Origin of the sequence: Streptomyces sp. NRRL F-5755 (assembly GCF_001279365.1) — a bacterium.
Lineage (GTDB): Bacteria > Actinomycetota > Actinomycetes > Streptomycetales > Streptomycetaceae > Streptomyces > Streptomyces rimosus.
In genome coordinates, this window is the sequence record NZ_LGCW01000010.1 from 1 (window position 1) to 19,785 (window position 19,785).

At 70.0% G+C, this 19,785-nt stretch carries 14 protein-coding genes and 1 tRNA gene; 4 read left to right on the forward strand and 11 right to left on the reverse strand.

Annotation, left to right across the window (positions count from 1 at the left end; translation table 11 throughout):
- Positions 1–140: 140 nt before the first annotated feature.
- On the reverse strand, positions 141–1,943 hold the full coding sequence (locus ADK86_RS02325) for a bifunctional metallophosphatase/5'-nucleotidase (RefSeq protein ID WP_053695020.1): 1,803 nt from the start codon (positions 1,941–1,943) through the stop codon (positions 141–143).
- 193 nt (positions 1,944–2,136) lie between these two features.
- Between ADK86_RS02325 and ADK86_RS02330 the strand changes: the two genes are divergently transcribed.
- On the forward strand, positions 2,137–2,859 hold the full coding sequence (locus ADK86_RS02330) for an SIMPL domain-containing protein (protein WP_053695021.1): 723 nt from the start codon (positions 2,137–2,139) through the stop codon (positions 2,857–2,859).
- A 176-nt stretch (positions 2,860–3,035) separates the two neighbouring features.
- Positions 3,036–4,472, forward strand: a complete 1,437-nt coding sequence (gene pyk / locus ADK86_RS02335) for a pyruvate kinase (RefSeq protein ID WP_053695022.1) — start codon at positions 3,036–3,038, stop codon at positions 4,470–4,472.
- A 261-nt stretch (positions 4,473–4,733) separates the two neighbouring features.
- Here the strand turns inward: pyk and ADK86_RS02340 are convergent, their stop codons facing one another.
- Both ADK86_RS02340 and ADK86_RS02345 read right to left on the reverse strand, forming a co-directional pair.
- Positions 4,734–5,522, reverse strand: a complete 789-nt coding sequence (locus ADK86_RS02340; RefSeq protein WP_053695023.1) for a helix-turn-helix domain-containing protein — start codon at positions 5,520–5,522, stop codon at positions 4,734–4,736.
- An 88-nt stretch (positions 5,523–5,610) separates the two neighbouring features.
- Positions 5,611–5,694, reverse strand: a tRNA-Leu gene (locus ADK86_RS02345).
- A gap of 89 nt (positions 5,695–5,783) precedes the next feature.
- Here ADK86_RS02345 and ADK86_RS02350 point away from each other — a divergent pair.
- Positions 5,784–6,449 (forward strand): ANTAR domain-containing response regulator, encoded by a 666-nt coding sequence (locus tag ADK86_RS02350; RefSeq protein WP_053695024.1) that lies wholly within the window; start codon positions 5,784–5,786, stop codon positions 6,447–6,449.
- A 73-nt stretch (positions 6,450–6,522) separates the two neighbouring features.
- On the opposite strand, the gene ADK86_RS02355 is transcribed toward ADK86_RS02350, so the two are convergent.
- The 7 genes from ADK86_RS02355 to ADK86_RS02385 all read right to left on the reverse strand — a co-directional run bounded on the left by ADK86_RS02355 (position 6,523) and on the right by ADK86_RS02385 (position 15,805).
- Entirely contained in the window at positions 6,523–7,245 is a 723-nt protein-coding gene (locus tag ADK86_RS02355; RefSeq protein WP_003983895.1) for an ABC transporter ATP-binding protein, read from the reverse strand.
- Entirely contained in the window at positions 7,242–8,174 is a 933-nt protein-coding gene (locus ADK86_RS02360; protein ID WP_053695025.1) for an ABC transporter ATP-binding protein, read from the reverse strand. The genes ADK86_RS02355 and ADK86_RS02360 overlap by 4 nt, the downstream gene beginning before the upstream one ends.
- Positions 8,171–9,997 carry a branched-chain amino acid ABC transporter permease gene (locus ADK86_RS02365; RefSeq protein ID WP_053695026.1) on the reverse strand — a complete coding sequence of 609 codons (1,827 nt, stop codon included), beginning with the start codon at positions 9,995–9,997 and terminating at the stop codon, positions 8,171–8,173. Before ADK86_RS02365 ends, ADK86_RS02360 begins: the two co-directional genes overlap by 4 nt.
- 5 nt (positions 9,998–10,002) lie before the next feature.
- Positions 10,003–10,932 (reverse strand): branched-chain amino acid ABC transporter permease, encoded by a 930-nt coding sequence (locus ADK86_RS02370; RefSeq protein ID WP_053695027.1) that lies wholly within the window; start codon positions 10,930–10,932, stop codon positions 10,003–10,005.
- A gap of 202 nt (positions 10,933–11,134) precedes the next feature.
- Complete coding sequence (locus tag ADK86_RS02375) at positions 11,135–12,367, reverse strand: branched-chain amino acid ABC transporter substrate-binding protein (RefSeq protein ID WP_053695036.1); 1,233 nt, start codon at positions 12,365–12,367, stop codon at positions 11,135–11,137.
- A gap of 519 nt (positions 12,368–12,886) precedes the next feature.
- A complete protein-coding gene (locus ADK86_RS02380) occupies positions 12,887–13,360 on the reverse strand; it encodes a PaaI family thioesterase (RefSeq protein WP_053695037.1) in 474 nt (157 codons plus the stop codon).
- Between the two features lie 156 nt (positions 13,361–13,516).
- Positions 13,517–15,805 carry an FdhF/YdeP family oxidoreductase gene (locus ADK86_RS02385; RefSeq protein WP_053695028.1) on the reverse strand — a complete coding sequence of 763 codons (2,289 nt, stop codon included), beginning with the start codon at positions 15,803–15,805 and terminating at the stop codon, positions 13,517–13,519.
- Positions 15,806–16,100: 295 nt separating this feature from the next.
- Here ADK86_RS02385 and polA point away from each other — a divergent pair, with 295 nt between their 5' ends.
- A complete protein-coding gene (gene polA / locus ADK86_RS02390) occupies positions 16,101–18,761 on the forward strand; it encodes a DNA polymerase I (protein WP_420718819.1) in 2,661 nt (886 codons plus the stop codon).
- Positions 18,762–18,836: 75 nt separating this feature from the next.
- On the opposite strand, the gene ADK86_RS02395 is transcribed toward polA, so the two are convergent.
- On the reverse strand, positions 18,837–19,697 hold the full coding sequence (locus ADK86_RS02395; protein WP_053695030.1) for a DUF4184 family protein: 861 nt from the start codon (positions 19,695–19,697) through the stop codon (positions 18,837–18,839).
- Between the last annotated feature and the right edge of the window lie 88 nt (positions 19,698–19,785).

Sequence of the window (19,785 nt, forward strand, 5' to 3'; positions counted from 1 at the left end):
CCTCACCACCCCGCTCCGCCGCCCCCCGCCCCAACTCCACCCTCATCGAAAACCCCTGACCCGCCCGGCCCAGGCGCCGCACACACGGACACCTGGGCCTTCCGTACGGCCGCAACACCGGGCCGTACGCACGACGGACCTCAGAACACCGGTACCCCGTCCCGGGTCAGCCGCCAGTCCACCGAAGCGAACCGCGCACCGTCGATCTCCCCGGTCTCCTTCACCCAGTTGATGATCACGTTACGGATCTCCTCCGACGTGGACCACACCTGCGGCGCCTTCGCCACATGCGGGAAGTTCCCGCCACCGCTCGCCCGGTAGTTGTTCACCGCCAGCACGAACCGCGCGTCGTCCGCGACCGGCTTCCCCTCGAACAGCAGCTTCCCGATCCGCCGCCCCGGCTCCCGCGCGACATCGATCTCGTACGAAACGCCGCTCACCGCGTCATAGTTGTAATCCGGAATGCCGTCCGCGTTGGTCAGCTTCGCCGGATCGACCGGGCCGCCCGCAGGCGTCCGCACGTAATACCGCGCGGAGAACTCCAGATAATCCCGCAGCTGCTTCCCGGTCAGAATCCGCGCCTCCAGCGTGTTGTCGAAGGGATACAGCGCGGCCATCGACCGGATCGTCACCTCACCCGCCGGCACCGCCGCCGTCCGCGAGAAACACGACGCCTGCGACAGCACCGGCAGCTTCGCGTGCTCCCCGTCCGCCAGCGCCTTCCGTACCGCCTCCGCCTGTACGTACGCGATGAAATCCAGCACCGGCGTGTCCTTGTACGGCGCCTCGGCCGCCGTCATCTCCGCCTTCGACCGCCCGATGACCTGATTGACATAGGCCACCACCTTCCGCTGCTCCGTACGCAGCAGCCGCGTGATCCGCGGATCCTCCGGCACGGTATTGGAATTCAGCACCTTCGCCGACACCGACTCCACCGACCAGCGCCCACGCGAAAGCACCAGTTCAAAATCGAAGAGCGTCAGCCGCTGGCCCCACTTCAGCGGCTCCGACAGCACCACCTCGCGCCCCGTCGCGCGGTTCACCACCCGCCGCTCCGGCACCTCCACATGCGCGTGCCCCACCAGAATCGCGTCGATCCCCGGCACCTGCTCCGCCACCAGCGCCGCCGCGTTCTCCACGTACGGCAGCTGATCCCCGTACGACGAAGTGCCGCTCGCCCCCGAATGCGCGGAGACGATCACCACGTCCGCGCCCATCGAGCGCAGCTTCGGCACCCACTTCGCGGCCTGCTCCTCCAGCCCCGGAAACGCCAGCTTCCCCTGCACATGAGCCTTGTCCCAGATCGCGATACCGGGGTTCGTCAGCCCCAGCACGGCCACCTTCACATCCCGGCCGCACGGCGTACGCAGCCGCTTCATCCAGTACGGCGGAAACGCCGGACGCAGCGACTTCGCGTCCACCGCGTTCGCCCCCAGCAGCGGAAAATCGCAGCTGTCCTGGAACTTGCGCAGCACCTCGATACCGTAATTGAACTCGTGGTTACCGAGCGCCGCCGCGTCATAACCGATGGCGTTCATCGCCTTCGCCATCGGATGCACCGGACCGTTCGGCCCGGTGATCGGCTCCACCTTCGCGTAGTAATACGCCAGCTGCGTGCCCTGGATCGTGTCACCCGCGTCGATCAGCAGCGTATGGCGCGTGCCCTTCTCCGCCCTGACCCGCCGCACCAGCGTCGATATCTTCGCCAGGCCCACATCGTTGTGGTCCTTGTCGTCGAATTCCGCGTCGGTCGCGTAATCCCAGTTGAAGACATTCCCGTGCAGATCCGTCGTGCCCATCACCGTGAACGCGTAACGCCGCGCGGGCCGTGCACGGCCGCCGGACACCGGCGCGGCCGCCGCCGGCCCCGCCGTACCGATGAGCGCGGCCCCCGCGCCCGTGGCGACCGAACTCCCCAGGAACTTCCTACGGCCGAGCGGCATGTACATCTCCCTTGACGAAACACGGCGGCGGACGGCGGCCACGGCAACGCCGAAAGCCACGACACCCATGGACAACGCGCGTAGATTCTGGCTCAGCAACCCCATCCACAACACCCCTTACAGGTTGCGATCAGATGACCGCGCCGCCGGACCGCTCCCTGACAAACGCCCCGCCCCGTGCCAGGCTGCCCCCATGACCGACCCCGACACCCGGCCCGCCGCCCTCCCGTACGGCACCCCTCTCCCGTACGGCACCCCCGAAGCGCCCCGCCTCGCCGTCCGCGGCGAGGCCCACATCGAGGCCGACCCCGAGATCGCCCGGATCGACATCACCGTCCAGGCCCGCGGCACCGACCGCACCGCCACCCTCGAAGACCTCACCCACCGCAACGACCAGGCCATCGCCCTCGTCAAGAGCTACGGCGAAGCCGTCGAGAAAGTCGACACCGGCGCCTTCTCCGTCACCCCCGAGATCACCGCCAAAGGCCGCCACGAAAGGGTCCGCGCCTACCACGGACGCGTCCGCATCACCGCCACCCTTACCGACTTCACCGCCCTCGGCGAACTCACCACCCGCCTCGCCGACCTCGACCTCACCCGCGTCGACGGCCCCTGGTGGGCCCTGCGCCCCGACTCGCCCGCCCACCGCGAAGCCCGCCGGCAGGCCGTACAGGACGCCGTCCAGCGCGCCCGCGAATACGCCGAAGCACTCGGCGCGCGCCTCGACGCCGTCCTCGAAATCGCCGACACCGGGGCCGAGAACGCCACGCCGATGCCCGTCCCCGGTGCCGCGTTCCGCTCCGCCGCCTACGGGGGAGCGGCCGAAAGCGCCCCCGCCCTCGACCTCGAACCCGCACGGCAGGAGGTGTACGCACAGGTCAACGCCCGCTTCACGATGACGCGCCCGCAACTGTGACACCACGCGACGGGGCACCGGCGCCACTCGGCCGCCCCCTTCACCGCCCCGTTCATCCGCTCATCGGAGCGCCGATCTGCCCATTCAATTAGTTGTCAAGAGCCTTTCACGCAAAGGCCGTTGGGCAGTCGCTTTCCCACAGTTCCCTACCTATGAGTAGGTCGTAGGGTCGGACCATGCGCCGAGCAAAGATCGTCTGCACACTGGGGCCCGCCACCGACTCGTACGAGCAGATCAAGGCACTCGTCGAAGCCGGAATGGACATCGCCCGCTTCAACCTCAGCCACGGCACCTACGCCGACCACGAGGCGCGCTACGAGCGGGTACGCAAAGCGTCCGAGGAGACCGGCCGCAGCGTCGGCGTCCTCGCCGACCTTCAAGGTCCGAAGATCCGCCTCGGCCGCTTCCGCGAAGGCCCTGTACTTCTCGAACGCGACGACGCCTTCACCATCACCGTCCGCCCCGGCGTCGAAGGCGACCGCCACTGCTGCGGCACCACCTACGAAGGACTCGCCGACGACGTCACCCCCGGCGAGCGCATCCTCGTCGACGACGGCAAGGTCACCCTCCAGGTCACCGACGTCCGCGGCACCGAGGTGCACACCAAGGTCGTCGAAGGCGGCATGGTCTCCGACCACAAGGGCCTCAACCTCCCCGGCGTGGCCGTCTCCGTGCCCGCCCTCTCCGAGAAGGACTGCGAGGACCTGCGCTGGGCGCTGCGCATCGGCGCCGACATCATCGCCCTGTCCTTCGTCCGCAGCGGCGCCGACGTCGACGACGTACACCGCATCATGCGCGAGGAGAACCGCTTCCGGCCCGTCATCGCCAAGGTCGAGAAGCCGCAGGCCGTGGACGCGATCGACGACATCGTGGCCGCCTTCGACGGCATCATGGTCGCCCGCGGCGACCTCGGCGTCGAAATGCCGCTGGAGACGGTCCCGGTCGTACAGAAGCGCGCCATCAAACTGGCCAGGCGCAACGCCAAGCCGGTCATCGTCGCCACCCAGATGCTCGACTCGATGATCGAGAACTCCCGGCCCACCCGCGCCGAGGCGTCCGACGTCGCCAACGCCGTCATCGACGGCACCGACGCCGTGATGCTCTCCGGCGAGACCAGCGTCGGCAAATACGCCACCGAGACCGTACGCACCATGGCCCGCATCGTCACCGCGGCCGAGGAGGACATCCTCGCCAAGGGCCTGCCCGCGCTCACCGACCGCAACAAGCCCCGCACCCAGGGCGGCGCCGTCGCCCGCGCCGCAGCCGAAATGGGCGACTTCCTCGGCGCCAAATTCCTCGTCGCCTTCACCCAGTCCGGCGACACCGTCCGCCGCCTCTCCCGCTACCGTTCCCCCATCCCCCTCCTCGCCTTCACCCCCGAACCGGCCACCCGCTCCCAGCTCAACCTCACCTGGGGCGTGGAAACCTTCCTCGGCCCCAAGGTCGACTCCACCGACGAAATGGTCGCCCAGGTAGACGAACAACTCCTCCGCATCGGCCGCTGCGAACCCGGCGACATCGTCATCATCACCGCCGGCTCACCCCCTGGTGTTGCCGGGACGACCAACCTCGTCCGGGTGCATCGGATCGGGGAGGAGGACTCGCCGAAGTAGCGCGGGAGTTGTGGCGGTTGCGTCAGTATGTGGGCTTACCCGGCCCGTGCTGGGGCAACAGACAGATCCAGTGCCGACTGTAACTGGACACCATGACGCACCTCTGCTTACTCACTAGACAGACGCTGTTGGCGGCCTTCATCCGCGTAATGGCCGTACGGTAGGCATCGATGAGCCCTGGCCAAGCGTCGGCACAGCTGAAGCTGCCAGGGCGTGTTTACGTGCGGTGATGGCATACACGGTTGGACTGCCGGGGGAAAGTCAGTACTTCGGGCCGATGTGGGCGTCCATGAGGGCTACGGAGGGGCGTTTGGCCACGGAGATGTTGAACGGATCGCTGCCGCGTGCGAGTGTCGTCCACTCGACGCCCACCTTGGTGAGGGTGTCCGAGCAGAGCCTTCGGATGTCGTCGGACTTGTTGGTGAAGAAGTAGCGTGGATATTCGTAACGCTTCTTCTGGCCGCCGACCATACGTGTGGTCCAGTTCGTGATGCGGCAGCCGTCGGAATGGACCAGCCCGCGGATGAATTTCCACGGGTGGGTGTCCACGATGCACTGCTGCCACGGCTCCAGGACGATCGGCCGGTCGTGCTTCTTACCGGCGCCGTGCTGCGGGAACAGGCACCAGAGGTGTTTGGAGTACACCTTCACGTTATGGCAGCCGGTCCGGCGCACGCGGCATACGGAATTGTCCGGGAAGACCGCGCGCATAGCGGCTTCGCACTCGTTCATCAGGCCCGGCCAGGCGTCGCCGCAGGCGATCATGAGGCTCGGGACACGATGCTGGGAGTACTGGATGATGTGGCCGTCGCCCAGATAGAGGGCCAGCAGGTAGGAGTAGGCGGCCTCATCGAGAGGGCGCCCGTCGCACCGAGGGCACTGGGGGTTGTGCGGGCCCGGGCATGCTCCGCGTTTCGAACGGTCCACGTGCAGCCAGTAGCTGACCGTACCGAGCGGCACGTCGAGCGCCCGGGCGACGTCCGCGTTCTTCGAGCCCGAACGGAGCAGGGACAAGGCTTTGAGGCGCACTTCAGAGCTATGCGATGTCATGCCATAACTCTGTGTGATGAAGTCGAGGGTGCGTGACGTAACGCTCATACTTCACGAGAATGGGATCGTCCGCTTTGCGCGGGAGAGGTGCCCGGTGTGGGATTCGAACCCACACGCCCAAAGGGCACGGCTGTTTGAGAGCCGCGTGTCTCGCCAGTTCCACCAACCGGGCCGGTTGCTTAGGACACCATACCGTGTGCCGCTAAGCGGTCGCCGCTAGGTAGGCTGCAATGGCACCACCTGCCTGGAACGAGGAGACCCGTGAGCGCCGCCGAGCCCGAGCAGCCCGTCGCCGACGACGACCAGTCGCATGTCCCGCCGCAGACGACCCGTGTGGTCATCGCCGAGGACGAGGCCCTCATCCGTCTCGATCTCAAAGAGATGCTGGAGGAGGAGGGCTACACCGTCGTCGGTGAGGCCGGGGACGGGGAGAAAGCCGTGGAGCTGGCGCGGGAGCACCGGCCCGACCTGGTGATCCTGGATGTGAAGATGCCGATCCTGGACGGGATCTCCGCCGCGGAGCGGATCGCCGGGGAGAGCATCGCCCCGGTGCTGATGCTCACCGCGTTCTCGCAGCGCGAACTCGTGGAGCGGGCGCGGGACGCGGGGGCCATGGCGTACCTCGTCAAGCCGTTCAGCAAGAGTGACGTGGTGCCGGCGATCGAGATGGCCGTGAGCCGCTTCACGGAGCTGAAGACGCTGGAGAAGGAGGTCGCCGACCTCACCCAGCGGCTGGAGACCCGCAAGCTGGTGGACCGTGCGAAGAGCGTCCTGCAGACCCAGTACGGGCTGACCGAGCCGGCCGCGTTCCGCTGGATCCAGAAGACGTCGATGGACCGCCGGCTGTCCATGCAGCAGGTCGCCGAGGCCGTCATCGAGGACGCCGAGGAGAAGAAGCAGAAGAAGGAGAAGGAGGGGAAGGAGTAGAGCCTTCCTCGCCTGCTGGAAGGGCTGTGCCGGTCACCGACCGGCACAGCCCTTCTTCGTGTGGGGTGCCCGCTCAGTCCTCTCCCAGATACGCCTTCCGTACCGACTCGTCGTGGAGCAGTTCCTGGCCGGTGCCGGACAGGACGACGGTGCCGGTTTCCATGACGTGGCCGTGATCGGCGAGGGAGAGGGCGGCCTGGGCGTTCTGTTCGACCAGGAGGATGGTGGTGCCCTGGTTCCGCAGCTCGCGGATGGTGTCCATGATCTTCTGCATCATGATGGGGGACAGGCCCATGGAGGGCTCGTCCAGCATGAGCAGTTTCGGCCGGGACATCAGGGCGCGGCCCATGGCGAGCATCTGCTGTTCGCCGCCGGAGAGGGTGCCGGACGCCTGGCGGCTGCGTTCGCCGAGGATGGGGAAGAGTTCGTAGACGCGCCGGATGTCGGCTTCGATGCCGGCCGTGTCCTTGCGCAGGAACGCTCCGAGCTTGAGGTTCTCGGCGATGGTCAGGCGGGGGAAGAGGCGGCGGCCTTCGGGGGAGTGGGCGAGGCCGCGTTCGACGATCTTGTGGGCGGGTACGCCGGTGAGCGGCGCGCCGTCGAAGGTGATCTTTCCGGCGAGGGGTTTGAGCAGGCCGGAGAGGGTGCGCAGGGTGGTGGTCTTGCCGGCGCCGTTGGTGCCGATGAGGGTGACGACCTGGCCGGCCTCGACGGAGAACGAGATGCCCTTGACTGCTTCGATCTTGCCGTAGGCGACGCGCAGGTCCTCGACCTGGAGGAGCGGGGGCGTGGTCATCGGGCGCCTCCTTCCGGGGCGGAGGGGCCGGACGGCGCGTCCGTGGGCGAGTCCCCTGGTGCGGCCCCGGCCCCCCGGTCCCCGTCCCGCGCCTCCTCCGCCGCCCGTACCTCCGCCGCTTCCTCGGCCCCGGGTGCGTCCTCGAAGGGCGTGCCCAGGTAGGCGGCGATGACGCGTTCGTCGGCCTGGACGACCTCGGAGGTGCCTTCGACGAGTTTTTCGCCCTGGACGAGGACGGCGACGCGGTCGCAGAGGTTGAAGATGAAGCGCATGTCGTGCTCGATGACGAGGACGGCGGTGCCCTGGTCGCGGATGGCGAGGACGAGGTCCTGGGTGGCGCGGGTCTCCTGGGGGTTCATGCCGGCGGTGGGTTCGTCGAGCAGGAGGAGGCCGGGGTCGCTGGCGAGGGCGCGGGCGATCTCCAGTTTGCGCTGTTCGCCGTACGGGAGGTTGCGGGCGAGGTGGTCGCGTTTGGCGGCGAGGCCGGTGAATTCCAGGAGTTCGAGGGCGCGTTCCTCGGAAGAGCGTTCCGCTTTGCGGAAGCCGGGGCCGCGCAGGAGGGCGGACCAGAGTCCTTCCTTGGTGCGGGTGTGGCGTCCGACGAGGGTGTTTTCCAGGACGGTCATGTTGGCGAAGAGGCGGATGTTCTGGAAGGTGCGGGCGATGCCGGCCTTGGTGACGAGGTGGGGTTTGCGGGAGAGGCGGGTGCCCCGGTAGCTGACGGTGCCCTCGGTGGGGACGTAGAGGCCGGTGAGGCAGTTGAAGAAGGTGGTCTTGCCGGCGCCGTTGGGGCCGATGAGGCCGACGATCTCGCCGCTCCGTACGGTGAGGTCCACGCCGCGTACGGCGGTCAGGCCGCCGAAGCGCATGGTGACGCCGGCGGCTTCCAGGACGGTACCGGCCGTGCCGATGGTGGTGGGTGTGGTCATGGTCGCGTCACGCCTTTCCCGATGGCCTGGTCCCGTTCGGGCAGGCCGGTGTCGGGCGGTACATCGAGCTGGCCGGTCTCGTGGAATTCGAGCTGCTTCCTGCGGTCCGGGATCAGGCCCTCCGGCCGGAAGCGCATGAGCAGGACGAGCGCGAGGCCGAACAGGAGCAGCTGGTAGTCCTGGAGGAAGTCGAGTTTGGCGGGGATCAGGAAGAGCAGGGCCGCGCCGACCAGGGGGCCGCTGAGGGTGCCCATGCCGCCGAGGATGACGGCGGCGAGGAGGAAGGCGGAGTTCGGCGGGGTGGGGCCGGCGAACTGGAACTGCTCAGGGGTGGCGGTGGTGACGATGTGGACGTGGACGGTGCCGGCGAGTCCGGCGAGGGCGGCGCCGAGGGCGAAGGCGAGCAGGCGCAGCCGGAAGCTGTTGATGCCCATGGCGACGGCGGCGGTCTCGTCCTCGCGGATGGCGATCCAGGCGCGGCCGATGCGGGAGGCGGCGGCGCGGCGGAAGACCAGGACGACGAAGGCGGTGACGAGGATCATCAGGAGGTAGTAGTTGCCGTAGGTGGCGATGGTGAAGCCGAGGATGTCGTGGGGTTCGCCGAAGTTGAAGCCGAAGATCTCCAGGTTGGGGATGTTGGGGATGCCCATGGCGCCGTTGGTGACGTCGGGTCCCGTGGTGCCGTTGAGGTTGAGCATGGCGATACGGAAGATCTCGCCGAAGCCGAGGGTGACGATGGCGAGGTAGTCGCCGCGCAGCCGCAGGGTGGGGGCGCCGATCAGGACGCCGAAGACGAGGGAGGCGGCGGCGCCGGTGAGCAGTGCGGCCCAGAACGGGAAGTGCAGGCCGAGGGCGGATTCGGGGCTGCCGGAGACCAGGGCGGCGGCGTAGGCGCCGACGCCGAGGAAGGCGACGTACCCGAGGTCGAGGAGTCCGGCGAGGCCGACGACGACGTTCAGGCCGAGGGCGACGGTGGCGAAGACGAGGATGTTGGCGCCGATGATCGTATACTGGTCGGTTTCCTGGGTGAGGGGGAAGCAGGCGGCGGCGACGAAGGCGGCGGTCAGCGCGAAGCCGCGGTGCCGGGCGGTGATCTCGCTGAGGCGGCCGGTGAGTCCGGCGCGCTGGAGGGCGGGTGCGGCGAGCGCGACGAAGATCAGGTAGCCGACGAAGGGCGGGCCGTCGTCCGCGTCGATGCCGTACGTGAAGACGTACAGTCCGGCGCCGATCGCGGCGGCGATGACGAGGATCTCGCCCCAGGCGGGCAGCGCGCGGACGGGTTTGCGCAACGGTACGGGCGCGAGGGCGCCGGTGAAGCGCTGCCAGGCGCCGGGTGCCGGGCCGGCCGGCCGGCCCGCTGGGGCGGTGCGGTCGGCGGGCAGGCCGAGGGCGCCGAGGAGCGCGGCGAGCGCGGCGGCGCCCGCGATGAATCCGCCGGGGTCGAGGTTGACCAGCCCGCCGAGCTGTACGGCGATGGCGGCGAGGGTGAACCAGGTGGCGGCGAAGGTGGCGAGGGCGGCGAGCAGGGTGGGGGCGGTGCGGCCGGCGGGGGTGAGCCAGCCGAGGCCGCGGACGCCGAGGCCGGAGAGGGCGAAGAGGAGGGTGAGGATGCCGCCGGCGAGGGTGATCAGTTGCAGGCCGGCGGGGGAGCCGTAGTAGGTGAGGTCGCCGGGGAACTCGCTGCTCCAGGTCCAGGCGAGAGCGGTGGAGGCGGCGGTGGCGAGGGCGGCGGCCGCGGTGGTGAGGAGGGCGCCGCGTTCGGGCAGGGGCAGGACGCCGGGGCGGTGCTGGGGTGCGGCGCCGGTGGTGGGTGGGGTGGTCATCGCTATCACGCCCGATCCGCGACGCGTTCGCCGAGCAGGCCCTGTGGCCTCAGGAGGAGTACGAGGATGAGGAGGACGAAGGCCCAGACGTCCTTCCAGGCGCCGCCGCCGAACTGCTGCATGCCGGGTATCTCCTCGACGTAGCCGGTGGCGAGCGCTTCGGCGACGCCGAGGACGACGCCGCCGAGCATGGCGCCGTAGATGTTGCCGATGCCGCCGAGCACGGCGGCGGTGAACGCCTTGAGGCCGAGGATGAAGCCCATGCGGAACTGCACCTCGCCGGTGCGCAGTCCGTAGGCGACGGCGGCGACGCCCGCGAAGGCGGCGCCGATGGCGAAGGCCAGCACGATGATCCGGTCGGTGTTGACGCCCATGAGTTTGGCGGTGTCCGGGTCCTGGGCGGTGGCCTGCATGGCGCGGCCGCTGCGGGTGCGGGAGACGAAGAAGCCGAGGGCGATCATGCAGACGGGGGCGGCGATGAGGACGAAGATGTCGCCGCGCTGGACGGTGGCGCCGAGGATGGTGAAGGAGTCGCCCTTGAACTGGGGGAAGACGCGGGCCTTGTTGCCTTCGGGGTACCACTTCCAGACGGCCTGCTGGAGGGCGATGGACAGGCCGATGGCGGTGATGAGGGGGGCGAGGCGGGGTGCGCCGCGCAGCGGACGGTAGGCGAATCGTTCCGCTGCCACGCCGACGAGGACCGAGACCAGCACGGCCCCGACGAGCATCAGCGGGAGCGCGTACAGGAGGTTGACACCGGAGGGCAGGAGGAGGAAGACGGTCAGCGCGCCGAAGCCGCCGACCATGAAGATCTCGCCGTGGGCGAAGTTGATGAGCTGGACGATGCCGTAGACCATCGTGTAGCCGATCGCGATGAGTCCGTACATCGCGCCGAGGATGAGTCCGTTGGCCAGCTGTTGCGGCAGTTCGTTCACCGCAGGGCCTCCGTGGGGTGGGAAGAGGGTACGGGCGGTGGCGGCAGCCCGTGTACCGCGGGCGGCGCCGGGTCGTTCGTGGCGTCCTGGCGCGGGCCGGGGGCACTGGCCGGTGGGGTGTGCGGCGGGGGCCGGCGGGCCCGGCGGCCGTCGTACGGCCCGGGGGCCCGCCGGCCTCGGCGGGGCGGTCGGCTCGCAGGACTCAGCTCTTGCCGGCCTTGTCGAACTTCTTGAACTCGGCGCTGAAGCGGGCGACCCACTTGCCCTGGTCGACCTGGTACGCGGTGATCATGGTGTTGGTGGTGTCGCCGTACTGGTCGAAGGCGACATGCCCGGTGACGCCGTCGAAGGAAACCTTGTTCAGGGCGTCGACGACCTTCTTGCGGGCGTCGGAGGGCAGCTTGCCGCCGTTGTCCGCGACGACCTTCTTGACGGCCTGGATGACGGCCCAGGTGGCGTCGTACGTGGAGCCGCCGTACGCCTCGTAGCGGTCCTTGTAGCCGGCGGCCTTGTAGTCGGCGATGAACTTCTTGGCGGATTCGAGCTGTTCGACGGGCTTGCCCACGGAGGAGGCGTAGTCTCCCTGGGCCTTCTTGTTGAGCTGGATGTAGTCGGCGCTGTACATGCCGTCGCCGCCCATCAGGGGCGCGGAGACGCCGCCGTCCTTGAGCTGCTGGCTCAGCGGGCCGGCCGCGGGGTACTCGCCTCCGTAGAAGACCACGTCCGGCTTGGCCGCCTTGACCTTGGCGACCACGGCCTTGAAGTCGCGGTCCTCGGGGTTGACGTGCTCGGAGCCGACGACCTTGCCGCCCAGCTTGGTGAACTGGGCCTTGAAGGAAGCGGCGAGGCCCGCGCCGTAGGTCTTCTGGTCGTCGATGACGTAGGCGTTCTTGAACTTGCCCTTCTCCCAGGCGAACTGGCCGTCGAAGGCGCCCTGCACCTCGTCGGTGGTGGCCGTGCGGAAGTAGGTGGAGAACTGCCGTGTGCGCTTGTTCTGCTTCCAGTCCTTGCCCTGGGTGAGGTCGGGGGTGGTGTTGGCGGGGGAGATCAGGGCCACACCGCTCTGCTGGGCGACCTGCTGCATGGACTGGGCGACGCTGGAGTTCAGCGGGCCGACGATGCCCAGGACGTCCTTGTCGCCGGCGAGTTTGGTGGCGTTCTGCTGGCCGACGTTGGCCTGCGCCTTGTCGTCGAGGGGTTCGAGCTTGAAGGTGACGCCCTTGACCTCACCGGCCTTGTTGGCGTTGTCGACGGCGAGCTGTGCGGAGTTGCGGATGCCCAGGCCCAGGGCGGAGAGCTCGCCGGTGATCGGGGCGTCGAGGCCGATGGTGACGGACGTCTTCGAGCCCTCGCCGCCCTTCGAGCCCTCGTCGCGGGAGCCGCAAGCGGTCAGGGTGAGGGCGCCTGCGGTGACCGCGGTGGTGAGTATGAGCAAGGAACGGTGATGCACGATCAGTCCTTTCCCTGGCGCGGTCGGCGCGCGTCGCACGACCGGTGCGCGCGCCGGGCCGTACGGGGGTGGTACCGGATCCGTGCCGGGCGCGCCCGGCGGCGCGGTGACTGGCGGTGACTCTAGAGCGGTGCCGCGTGCCCTGACAGAGCCGCTGACCAGGATGTGACGCTCTTGTTATGACCGTCGATGAGCGTTTTGCCCTCATGCTCCTTACATCGCGTACGGACGCTGGGCGGAGCGTGAACTCGCACTTTGCGCAGGGGATTTGGGGTTGATCTTGGCGCGGGTGTCCGCATATCGGATGGGGCGTGCGGGACGGGTGCGCGAACGAGGGAAAAGAGGGAGTCCGGCGGCGGGCGTGCCGGCGGCGCGGACTACGGAGTGTGATGGCGGGCGGCGGCGTACGGGATGGGGCCGCGCGCCCGCGGACGCACGGCGGCCCCGCTCCCTGGTACAGGAACGGGGCCGCAGTGCGGTGCCGGGTGCTCCGGCGGGCCGGTCTCAGTTGCGGTACGCCGACGCGTCCACGTCGCGCAGCATGCAGGTCAGCCGGGCGCTGCACACCCGCTTGTCGCTGTCGTCGGTGATGACGATCTCGTACGTGGCGGAGGAGCGGCCGCGGTGCACGGGAGTGGCGACGCCGGTGACCAGGCCGGAGCGGGCGCCGCGGTGGTGGGTGCAGTTCAGGTCGACGCCGACCGCCATCTTGGCGGGGCCGCCGTGCAGCATCGCGCCGACCGAGCCGAGGGTCTCGGCGAGCACCGCGGACGCGCCGCCGTGCAGGAGGCCGTACGGCTGGGTGTTGCCCTCGACGGGCATGGTGCCGACGACCCGCTCCGGCGCGGCCTCCAGGACCTGCACGCTCATGCGCGTACCGAGGTGTCCGGCGGAGAACAGCGCGGCGAGGTCCAGGCCCGGCTCGGCCCACTGGTCGATGATCTCCTGCGGAAACTTGGTCGCGCTCTGCTCGCCCATGTCCTGCGGCTCCGTTCGTGTGCCCGTGGTGTCCGTGCGGCGTACCGGTACGGCCGGTCCGATGCCGGTCGTTGAGTCGTGCATGTTCTTATCAGGCTACTGAGCGGACCTCCGGCCCGGGGCGGGCCCCGGGCCGGAGGCCGTGCACGCCGCGCGTCAGGCTTCGGGCGCCGCCGGCTCCAGGCGGATCACCAGCGACTTGGAGGCAGGGGTGTTGCTGGTGTCGGCGGTGTGGTCGAGCGGCACCAGGACGTTGGTCTCCGGGTAGTACGCCGCCGCGCAGCCGCGCGCGGTCGGGTAGTGGACGACGCGGAAGCCGGGCGCGCGCCGCTCCGTGCCGTCCGTCCACTCGCTGACCAGGTCGGTGTACGAGCCGTCGGCGACGCCCAGCGCGCGGGCGTCCTCGGGGTTGACCAGGACGACGCGGCGGCCGTTCTTGATGCCGCGGTAGCGGTCGTCGAGGCCGTAGATCGTGGTGTTGTACTGGTCGTGCGAGCGCAGCGTCTGGAGGAGGAGCCGCCCCTCGGGCAGGTGCGGGTACTCCACGGGCGCGGCCGTGAAGTTGGCCTTGCCGGTGGCGGTGGGGAACCTGCGCTGGTCGCGCGGGGCGTGCGGGAGGGTGAAGCCGCCGGGCCTGGCGACCTTGGTGTTGAAGTCCTCGAAGCCGGGGACGACGCGGGCGATCCGGTCGCGGATGGTGGCGTAGTCCTTCTCGAACTCCTCCCAGGGCGTGGCGCTGTTCTCGCCGAGGACGCGGCGGGCGAGGCGGGCGACGATGGCCGGCTCGGAGAGCAGGTGCGCGCTCGCGGGCGCCAGCCGGCCGCGGGAGGCGTGCACCATGCCCATGGAGTCCTCGACGGTCACGAACTGCTCGCCGCCCGCCTGCACGTCGCGCTCCGTACGGCCCAGGGTGGGCAGGATCAGGGCGCGGGCGCCGGTGACCACGTGGGAGCGGTTGAGCTTGGTGGAGACGTGCACGGTGAGCCGGGCGCGGCGCACGGCGGCCTCGGTGACCTCCGTGTCCGGGGTGGCGGAGACGAAGTTGCCGCCCATCGCGAAGAAGACCTTGGCGTCGCCGTCGCGCAGGGCGCGGATGGCCCGTACGACGTCGTAGCCGTGCTCACGGGGCGGCGCGAAGCCGAACTCCTTCTCCAGGGCGTCCAGGAAGGCGGGCGCGGGGCGCTCGAAGATGCCCATCGTGCGGTCGCCCTGCACGTTGCTGTGGCCGCGCACGGGGCAGACGCCGGCGCCGGGGCGGCCGATGTTGCCGCGCAGCAGCAGGAAGTTGACGACTTCCTGGATGGTGGGGACGGAGTGCTTGTGCTGGGTCAGGCCCATGGCCCAGCACACGATCGTGCGCCGCGACTCCAGGACCATCTCCAGGGCGCGCTCTATCTCCGCGCGGGTCAGGCCGGTGGCGGCGAGCGTCGCCTCCCAGTCGGTGTCCGCGCGGGCCGCCGCCGCGAACTCCTCGAAGCCGTGGGTGTGCTCCTCGATGAACGCGGTGTCGACCGCGCCTTCGGTCTCCAGGATGAGCCGGTTCAGCGTACGGAAGAGGGCCTGGTCGCCGCCGATGCGCACCTGGAGGAAGAGGTCGGTCAGGGCGGTGCCGCGGCCGGCGAGGCCGCGCGGGGTCTGCGGGTTCTTGAAGCGCTCCAGGCCCGCCTCGGGCAGCGGATTGATCGAGATGATCTTCGCGCCGCCGTTCTTGGCCTGCTCCAGCGCGGAGAGCATCCGGGGGTGGTTGGTGCCCGGGTTCTGCCCGGCGACGATGATCAGATCGGCTTTGTACAGGTCTTCCAGCAGGACGCTGCCCTTGCCGATGCCGATGGTCTCCGTGAGCGCGGAGCCGGAGGACTCGTGGCACATGTTGGAGCAGTCGGGCAGGTTGTTCGTGCCGAATTCGCGGGCGAAGAGCTGGTAGAGGAAGGCGGCCTCGTTGCTCGTACGCCCCGAGGTGTAGAAGACGGCCTCGTCGGGGGAGTCGAGGGCGGTCAGCTCCTCGGCGATGATGTCGAAGGCTCGCTCCCAGGACACCGGCTCGTAGCGGTCGGCGCCCTCGGGCAGGTATACGGGATGGGTCAGCCGGCCCTGCTGGCCGAGCCAGTAGCCGCTGCGGTCCGCGAGGTCGGAGACCGGGTGGGCGGCGAAGAACTCCGGGGTGACGCGGCGCAGCGTGGCCTCCTCGGCCACCGCCTTGGCGCCGTTCTCGCAGAACTCGGCCGCGTGCCGGTGCTCGGGCTCGGGCCAGGCGCAGCCGGGGCAGTCGAAGCCGTCCTTCTGGTTGACCCGGAGCAGCGTGAGCGCCGTGCGGCGCACGCCCATCTGCTGCTGGGACACGCGCAGCGCGTGTTTGATGGCCGGCAGGCCGACGGCGGAATGCTCCGGTGCCGTGACCTCGGGCGCGTCCTGGATCGGGTCCGACGCGGGCGGCTTGCCTGCCATGGCCTCTCCCTTGAGCCGGGCCCAGCCGCCGGGCCGGAGGTGTGTCCGGGCGGCTGCTGAGCGTGGTCGGTGCAGTTGGGGTGCGTGCGGTGCGGTCCCCGCGGGCGGCGGCGGCCGGATGCCCGTACGCCTTTAGATCCTGTCACGGACGGCTGACAGCGGCGGCGCCGCGGTCGTCGCGGCGGGGATTGTCAGTGGGGCGTGGCAGGATCGGGGTGTGGCAGCAAAGGCAGCGAAGAAGAGCGAAGCGACCGGCACCGAAGCGGTGGAGGGCGGCCGTCCCCGGCTGCTCCTGATGGACGGGCATTCCATGGCGTACCGGGCGTTCTTCGCCCTGCCCGTGGAGAATTTCACCACCGCCACCGGGCAACCGACCAATGCGATCTACGGCTTCGCGTCGATGCTCGCGAACACCCTGCGTGACGAGGCCCCCACCCACTTCGCGGTGGCCTTCGACGTCTCGCGCAAGACCTGGCGCTCGGAGGAGTTCCCCGACTACAAGGCGAACCGTTCCAAGACCCCCGACGAGTTCCGGGGCCAGGTCGAGCTGATCGGCGAGATGCTGGACGCGATGAACGTCAAGCGCTTCGCCGTGGAGGGCTTCGAGGCCGACGACGTCATCGCCACCCTTGCCACCCAAGCCACCGCCCAGGGCTTCGAGGTCTCCATCGTCACCGGCGACCGCGACTCCTTCCAGCTGGTCACCGACGACGTCACGGTGCTCTACCCCACCAAGGGCGTCTCCGAGCTGACCCGGTTCACCCCCGAGAAGGTCCAGGAGAAGTACGGCCTGAGCCCCGCCCAGTACCCGGACTTCGCTGCGCTGCGCGGCGACCCGTCCGACAACCTGCCCGGCATCCCCGGCGTCGGCGAGAAGACCGCCGCGAAGTGGATCAACCAGTTCGGTTCGTTCGCGGAGCTGGTGGAGCGCGCCGAGGAGGTCAAGGGCAAGGCCGGGCAGAATTTCCGCGACCACCTGGAGGCGGTCAAGCTCAACCGCGTCCTGACCGAGATGGTGCGGGACGTGGAGCTGCCCTGCGGCCCCGCCGAGCTGGTGCGTGAAGCCTATGACCGCAAGGCGCTGACCGTCTTCCTGGAGGCGCTGGAGATCCGCAACCAGGGCCTGCGGGAGCGCCTGCTTGCCGCCGACCCGGGGGCGGAGGAGGCGGAAGACGCCGGTCCCGCGCCCGCCGAGGTCGAGATCGACGGCACGGTCGCCGGTGCCGGCGAGCTGGCCCCGTGGCTCGCCGAGCACGGCGGGAAGCTGCTCGGCGTCTCCACCGTCGACACCTGGACGGTGGGCAGCGGCAGCGTCGCCGAGGTCGCCCTGGCCACCGCCGAGGGCCCGGCCGTCTGGTTCGACCCCACCGAGCTGGACGAGGCCGACGAGCGCGCCTTCGCCGCCTGGAGCGCCGACCCCGCCAGCCACAAGGTCATGCACAACGTCAAGGGCCTCATGCGGGTCTTCGGCGAGCACGGCTGGAGCATCGACGGCGTCACGATGGACACCGCCCTCGCCGCCTACCTGGTCAAGCCGGGCCGCCGCTCCTTCGCGCTGGACGCCCTGTCCGTCGAGTACCTGGGCCGCGACCTGGCCCCGGCCGCCGAGGGCGACGGGCAGCTGGCCTTCGGCGCCGACGACCGCGCCCAGGCCGACGCCCTGATGAACCAGGCGCGTACGGTCCTCGACCTCGGCGCCGCCATGACCACCAAGCTCGACGAGGTCGGCGCGGCCGGGCTGCTGCGCGACCTGGAGCTGCCCACCAGTGTGCTGCTGGCCCGGATGGAGCGCGCGGGCATCGCCGCCGACCGGGGCTGGCTGGAGCGGATCGAGCAGCAGTTCGCCGCCGCCGTCCAGCAGGCCGTCCAGGAGGCGCACGCCGCGGCGGGCCACGAGTTCAACCTCGGCTCGCCCAAGCAGCTCCAGGAGGTCCTCTTCGGTGAGCTGGGCCTGCCCAAGACCAAGAAGACCAAGACCGGTTACACCACCGACGCCGACGCCCTGGCCTGGCTCGCCGCGCAGACCGAGAACGAACTCCCGGTGATCATGCTGCGCCACCGTGAGCAGTCCAAGCTGCGCACCACGGTCGAGGGCCTGATCAAGACGATCGCGGCCGACGGCCGTATCCACACCACCTTCAACCAGACCGTCGCCGCCACCGGCCGCCTCTCCTCCACCGAACCCAACCTGCAGAACATCCCGGTGCGTACGGACGAGGGCCGCGCCATCCGCCGCGGCTTCGTGGTCGGCGAGGGGTACGAATCCCTGCTGACCGCCGACTACAGCCAGATCGAGCTGCGCGTGATGGCCCACCTCTCCGAGGACGAGGGCCTGATCGAGGCGTTCACCTCCGGCGAGGACCTGCACACCACCGTCGCCTCCCAGGTCTTCTCGGTCGCCAAGTCCGAGGTCGACCCGGAGATGCGCCGCAAGATCAAGGCGATGTCCTACGGCCTGGCGTACGGCCTCTCGGCGTTCGGCCTGTCCCAGCAGCTCGGCATCCAGCCCGACGAGGCCCGCCGCCTGATGGACAACTTCTTCGAGCGGTTCGGCGGGGTGCGCGACTACCTCCAGGACGTCGTCGACAAGGCCCGCGCCACCGGCTACACCGAGACGATCATGGGCCGCCGCCGCTACCTCCCGGATCTGAACAGCGACAACCGCCAGCGCCGCGAGATGGCCGAGCGGATGGCGCTGAACGCCCCGATCCAGGGCACCGCCGCCGACATCGTCAAGGTCGCCATGCTGCGGGTGGACGAGGCGCTGCGGGCCGCCGAGCTCTCCTCCCGGATGCTGCTCCAGGTGCACGACGAAATCGTGGTCGAGGTGGCCCCGGGCGAGCGGGCGCAGGTCGACGAGCTGGTCCGCCGCGAGATGGCGGGCGCCGTGGAGCTGCGCGCCCCGCTGGACGTGTCGGTCGGCTACGGCGGCGACTGGGAGTCCGCGGCCCACTGATCCGGGCGTACGGCGTCTTCGGCCGGGTGCGCCCGGAGACGCCGCGTACGACCGCCTCCCGCCGCGTACGACCGCTTACGGCCGGGCGCCGGAGCGGTCGTACGCGGCGTTGCCGTCGGCCGGGGCCGCCCGCTCGCGGCGGTGCAGCAGCCGTGCCGTCACCGCGTACAGCGGCAGCCCGACGGCGAGGCCCGCGCCCGCGCCGAAGAGCACGGTCGGTACGTAGTCGAACCACGTCACCGCCATCTCCCCGAACTCGGCGCGGGCCCGCAGTGTCCGGTGCACGGCCCCGGCCAGCAGGCACACCGAGAGCAGCGCCACGGCCGGCAGCCGCCCGCCGGCCGGCTCCGGCAGCCCGGCAGGCGCCGCCGGGTCCGGCACCTGCCGCAGCGCCGTCCACAGGAACCAGCCGATCACGCCCAGGGCCAGCGCGGACGTGCCGTACTGGACGTAGGTGCACAGGGGGAAGCCCCCGACGGCCTCGTTCAGTACGGGGACCAGCCGGGTGCCCCACCGGCCCGGGTGCGTGAAGGCGTCCCAGACGATGTGGGTCAGCGCGCCCAGCACCGCCGAGACGTAGAACAGAGCCAGGTACGCCGCGAGCGGCCGGCCGCCCGTGCCCGGACGGCCGCGCACCACCGCGTAAACCCTGCCGCGCCAGGCCGCAGGCAGCAGCGCCACCAGTGGCTCGCGCAGCAGCAGCCAGCCGCCCACGAGGACGGCGGTGATCAGCACGTCCACGGTCAGCACGCCCGGTATCCCGTGCGTGAAGTCGCCGAAGAGCATGGCGCCGGGCAGCACGCTGTCCGCGAAGTAGGTGAGGTCCGGAGCGAACGATCCGGCGACGAGAGCCGAGGCGACCAGTGGCCCGCGCGCCTCCCCGGTGCGGCGCACCACCGGCAGCACGGCGGCAGCGTGGCTGAGTGTGAACGGCATTGCTCTCTCCCTGATCGTTTAGGATCAGTATGTCTGGCGTTGCGAGCAGTAGAAGCCCGCCGGAAGTTGTCGTAGTGTCACGTGAGTT

Coding starts and splice junctions, on each gene's coding strand:
- ADK86_RS02325 (WP_053695020.1), bottom strand. CDS start 1,943: ATGCCGCTCGGCCGTAGGAAGTTCCTGGGGAGTTCGGTCGCCACGGGC.
- ADK86_RS02330 (WP_053695021.1), top strand. CDS start 2,137: ATGACCGACCCCGACACCCGGCCCGCCGCCCTCCCGTACGGCACCCCT.
- pyk (WP_053695022.1), top strand. CDS start 3,036: ATGCGCCGAGCAAAGATCGTCTGCACACTGGGGCCCGCCACCGACTCG.
- ADK86_RS02340 (WP_053695023.1), bottom strand. CDS start 5,522: ATGACATCGCATAGCTCTGAAGTGCGCCTCAAAGCCTTGTCCCTGCTC.
- ADK86_RS02355 (WP_003983895.1), bottom strand. CDS start 7,245: ATGACCACGCCCCCGCTCCTCCAGGTCGAGGACCTGCGCGTCGCCTAC.
- ADK86_RS02360 (WP_053695025.1), bottom strand. CDS start 8,174: ATGACCACACCCACCACCATCGGCACGGCCGGTACCGTCCTGGAAGCC.
- ADK86_RS02365 (WP_053695026.1), bottom strand. CDS start 9,997: ATGACCACCCCACCCACCACCGGCGCCGCACCCCAGCACCGCCCCGGC.
- ADK86_RS02380 (WP_053695037.1), bottom strand. CDS start 13,360: ATGGGCGAGCAGAGCGCGACCAAGTTTCCGCAGGAGATCATCGACCAG.
- ADK86_RS02385 (WP_053695028.1), bottom strand. CDS start 15,805: ATGGCAGGCAAGCCGCCCGCGTCGGACCCGATCCAGGACGCGCCCGAG.
- polA (WP_420718819.1), top strand. CDS start 16,101: ATGGACGGGCATTCCATGGCGTACCGGGCGTTCTTCGCCCTGCCCGTG.
- ADK86_RS02395 (WP_053695030.1), bottom strand. CDS start 19,697: ATGCCGTTCACACTCAGCCACGCTGCCGCCGTGCTGCCGGTGGTGCGC.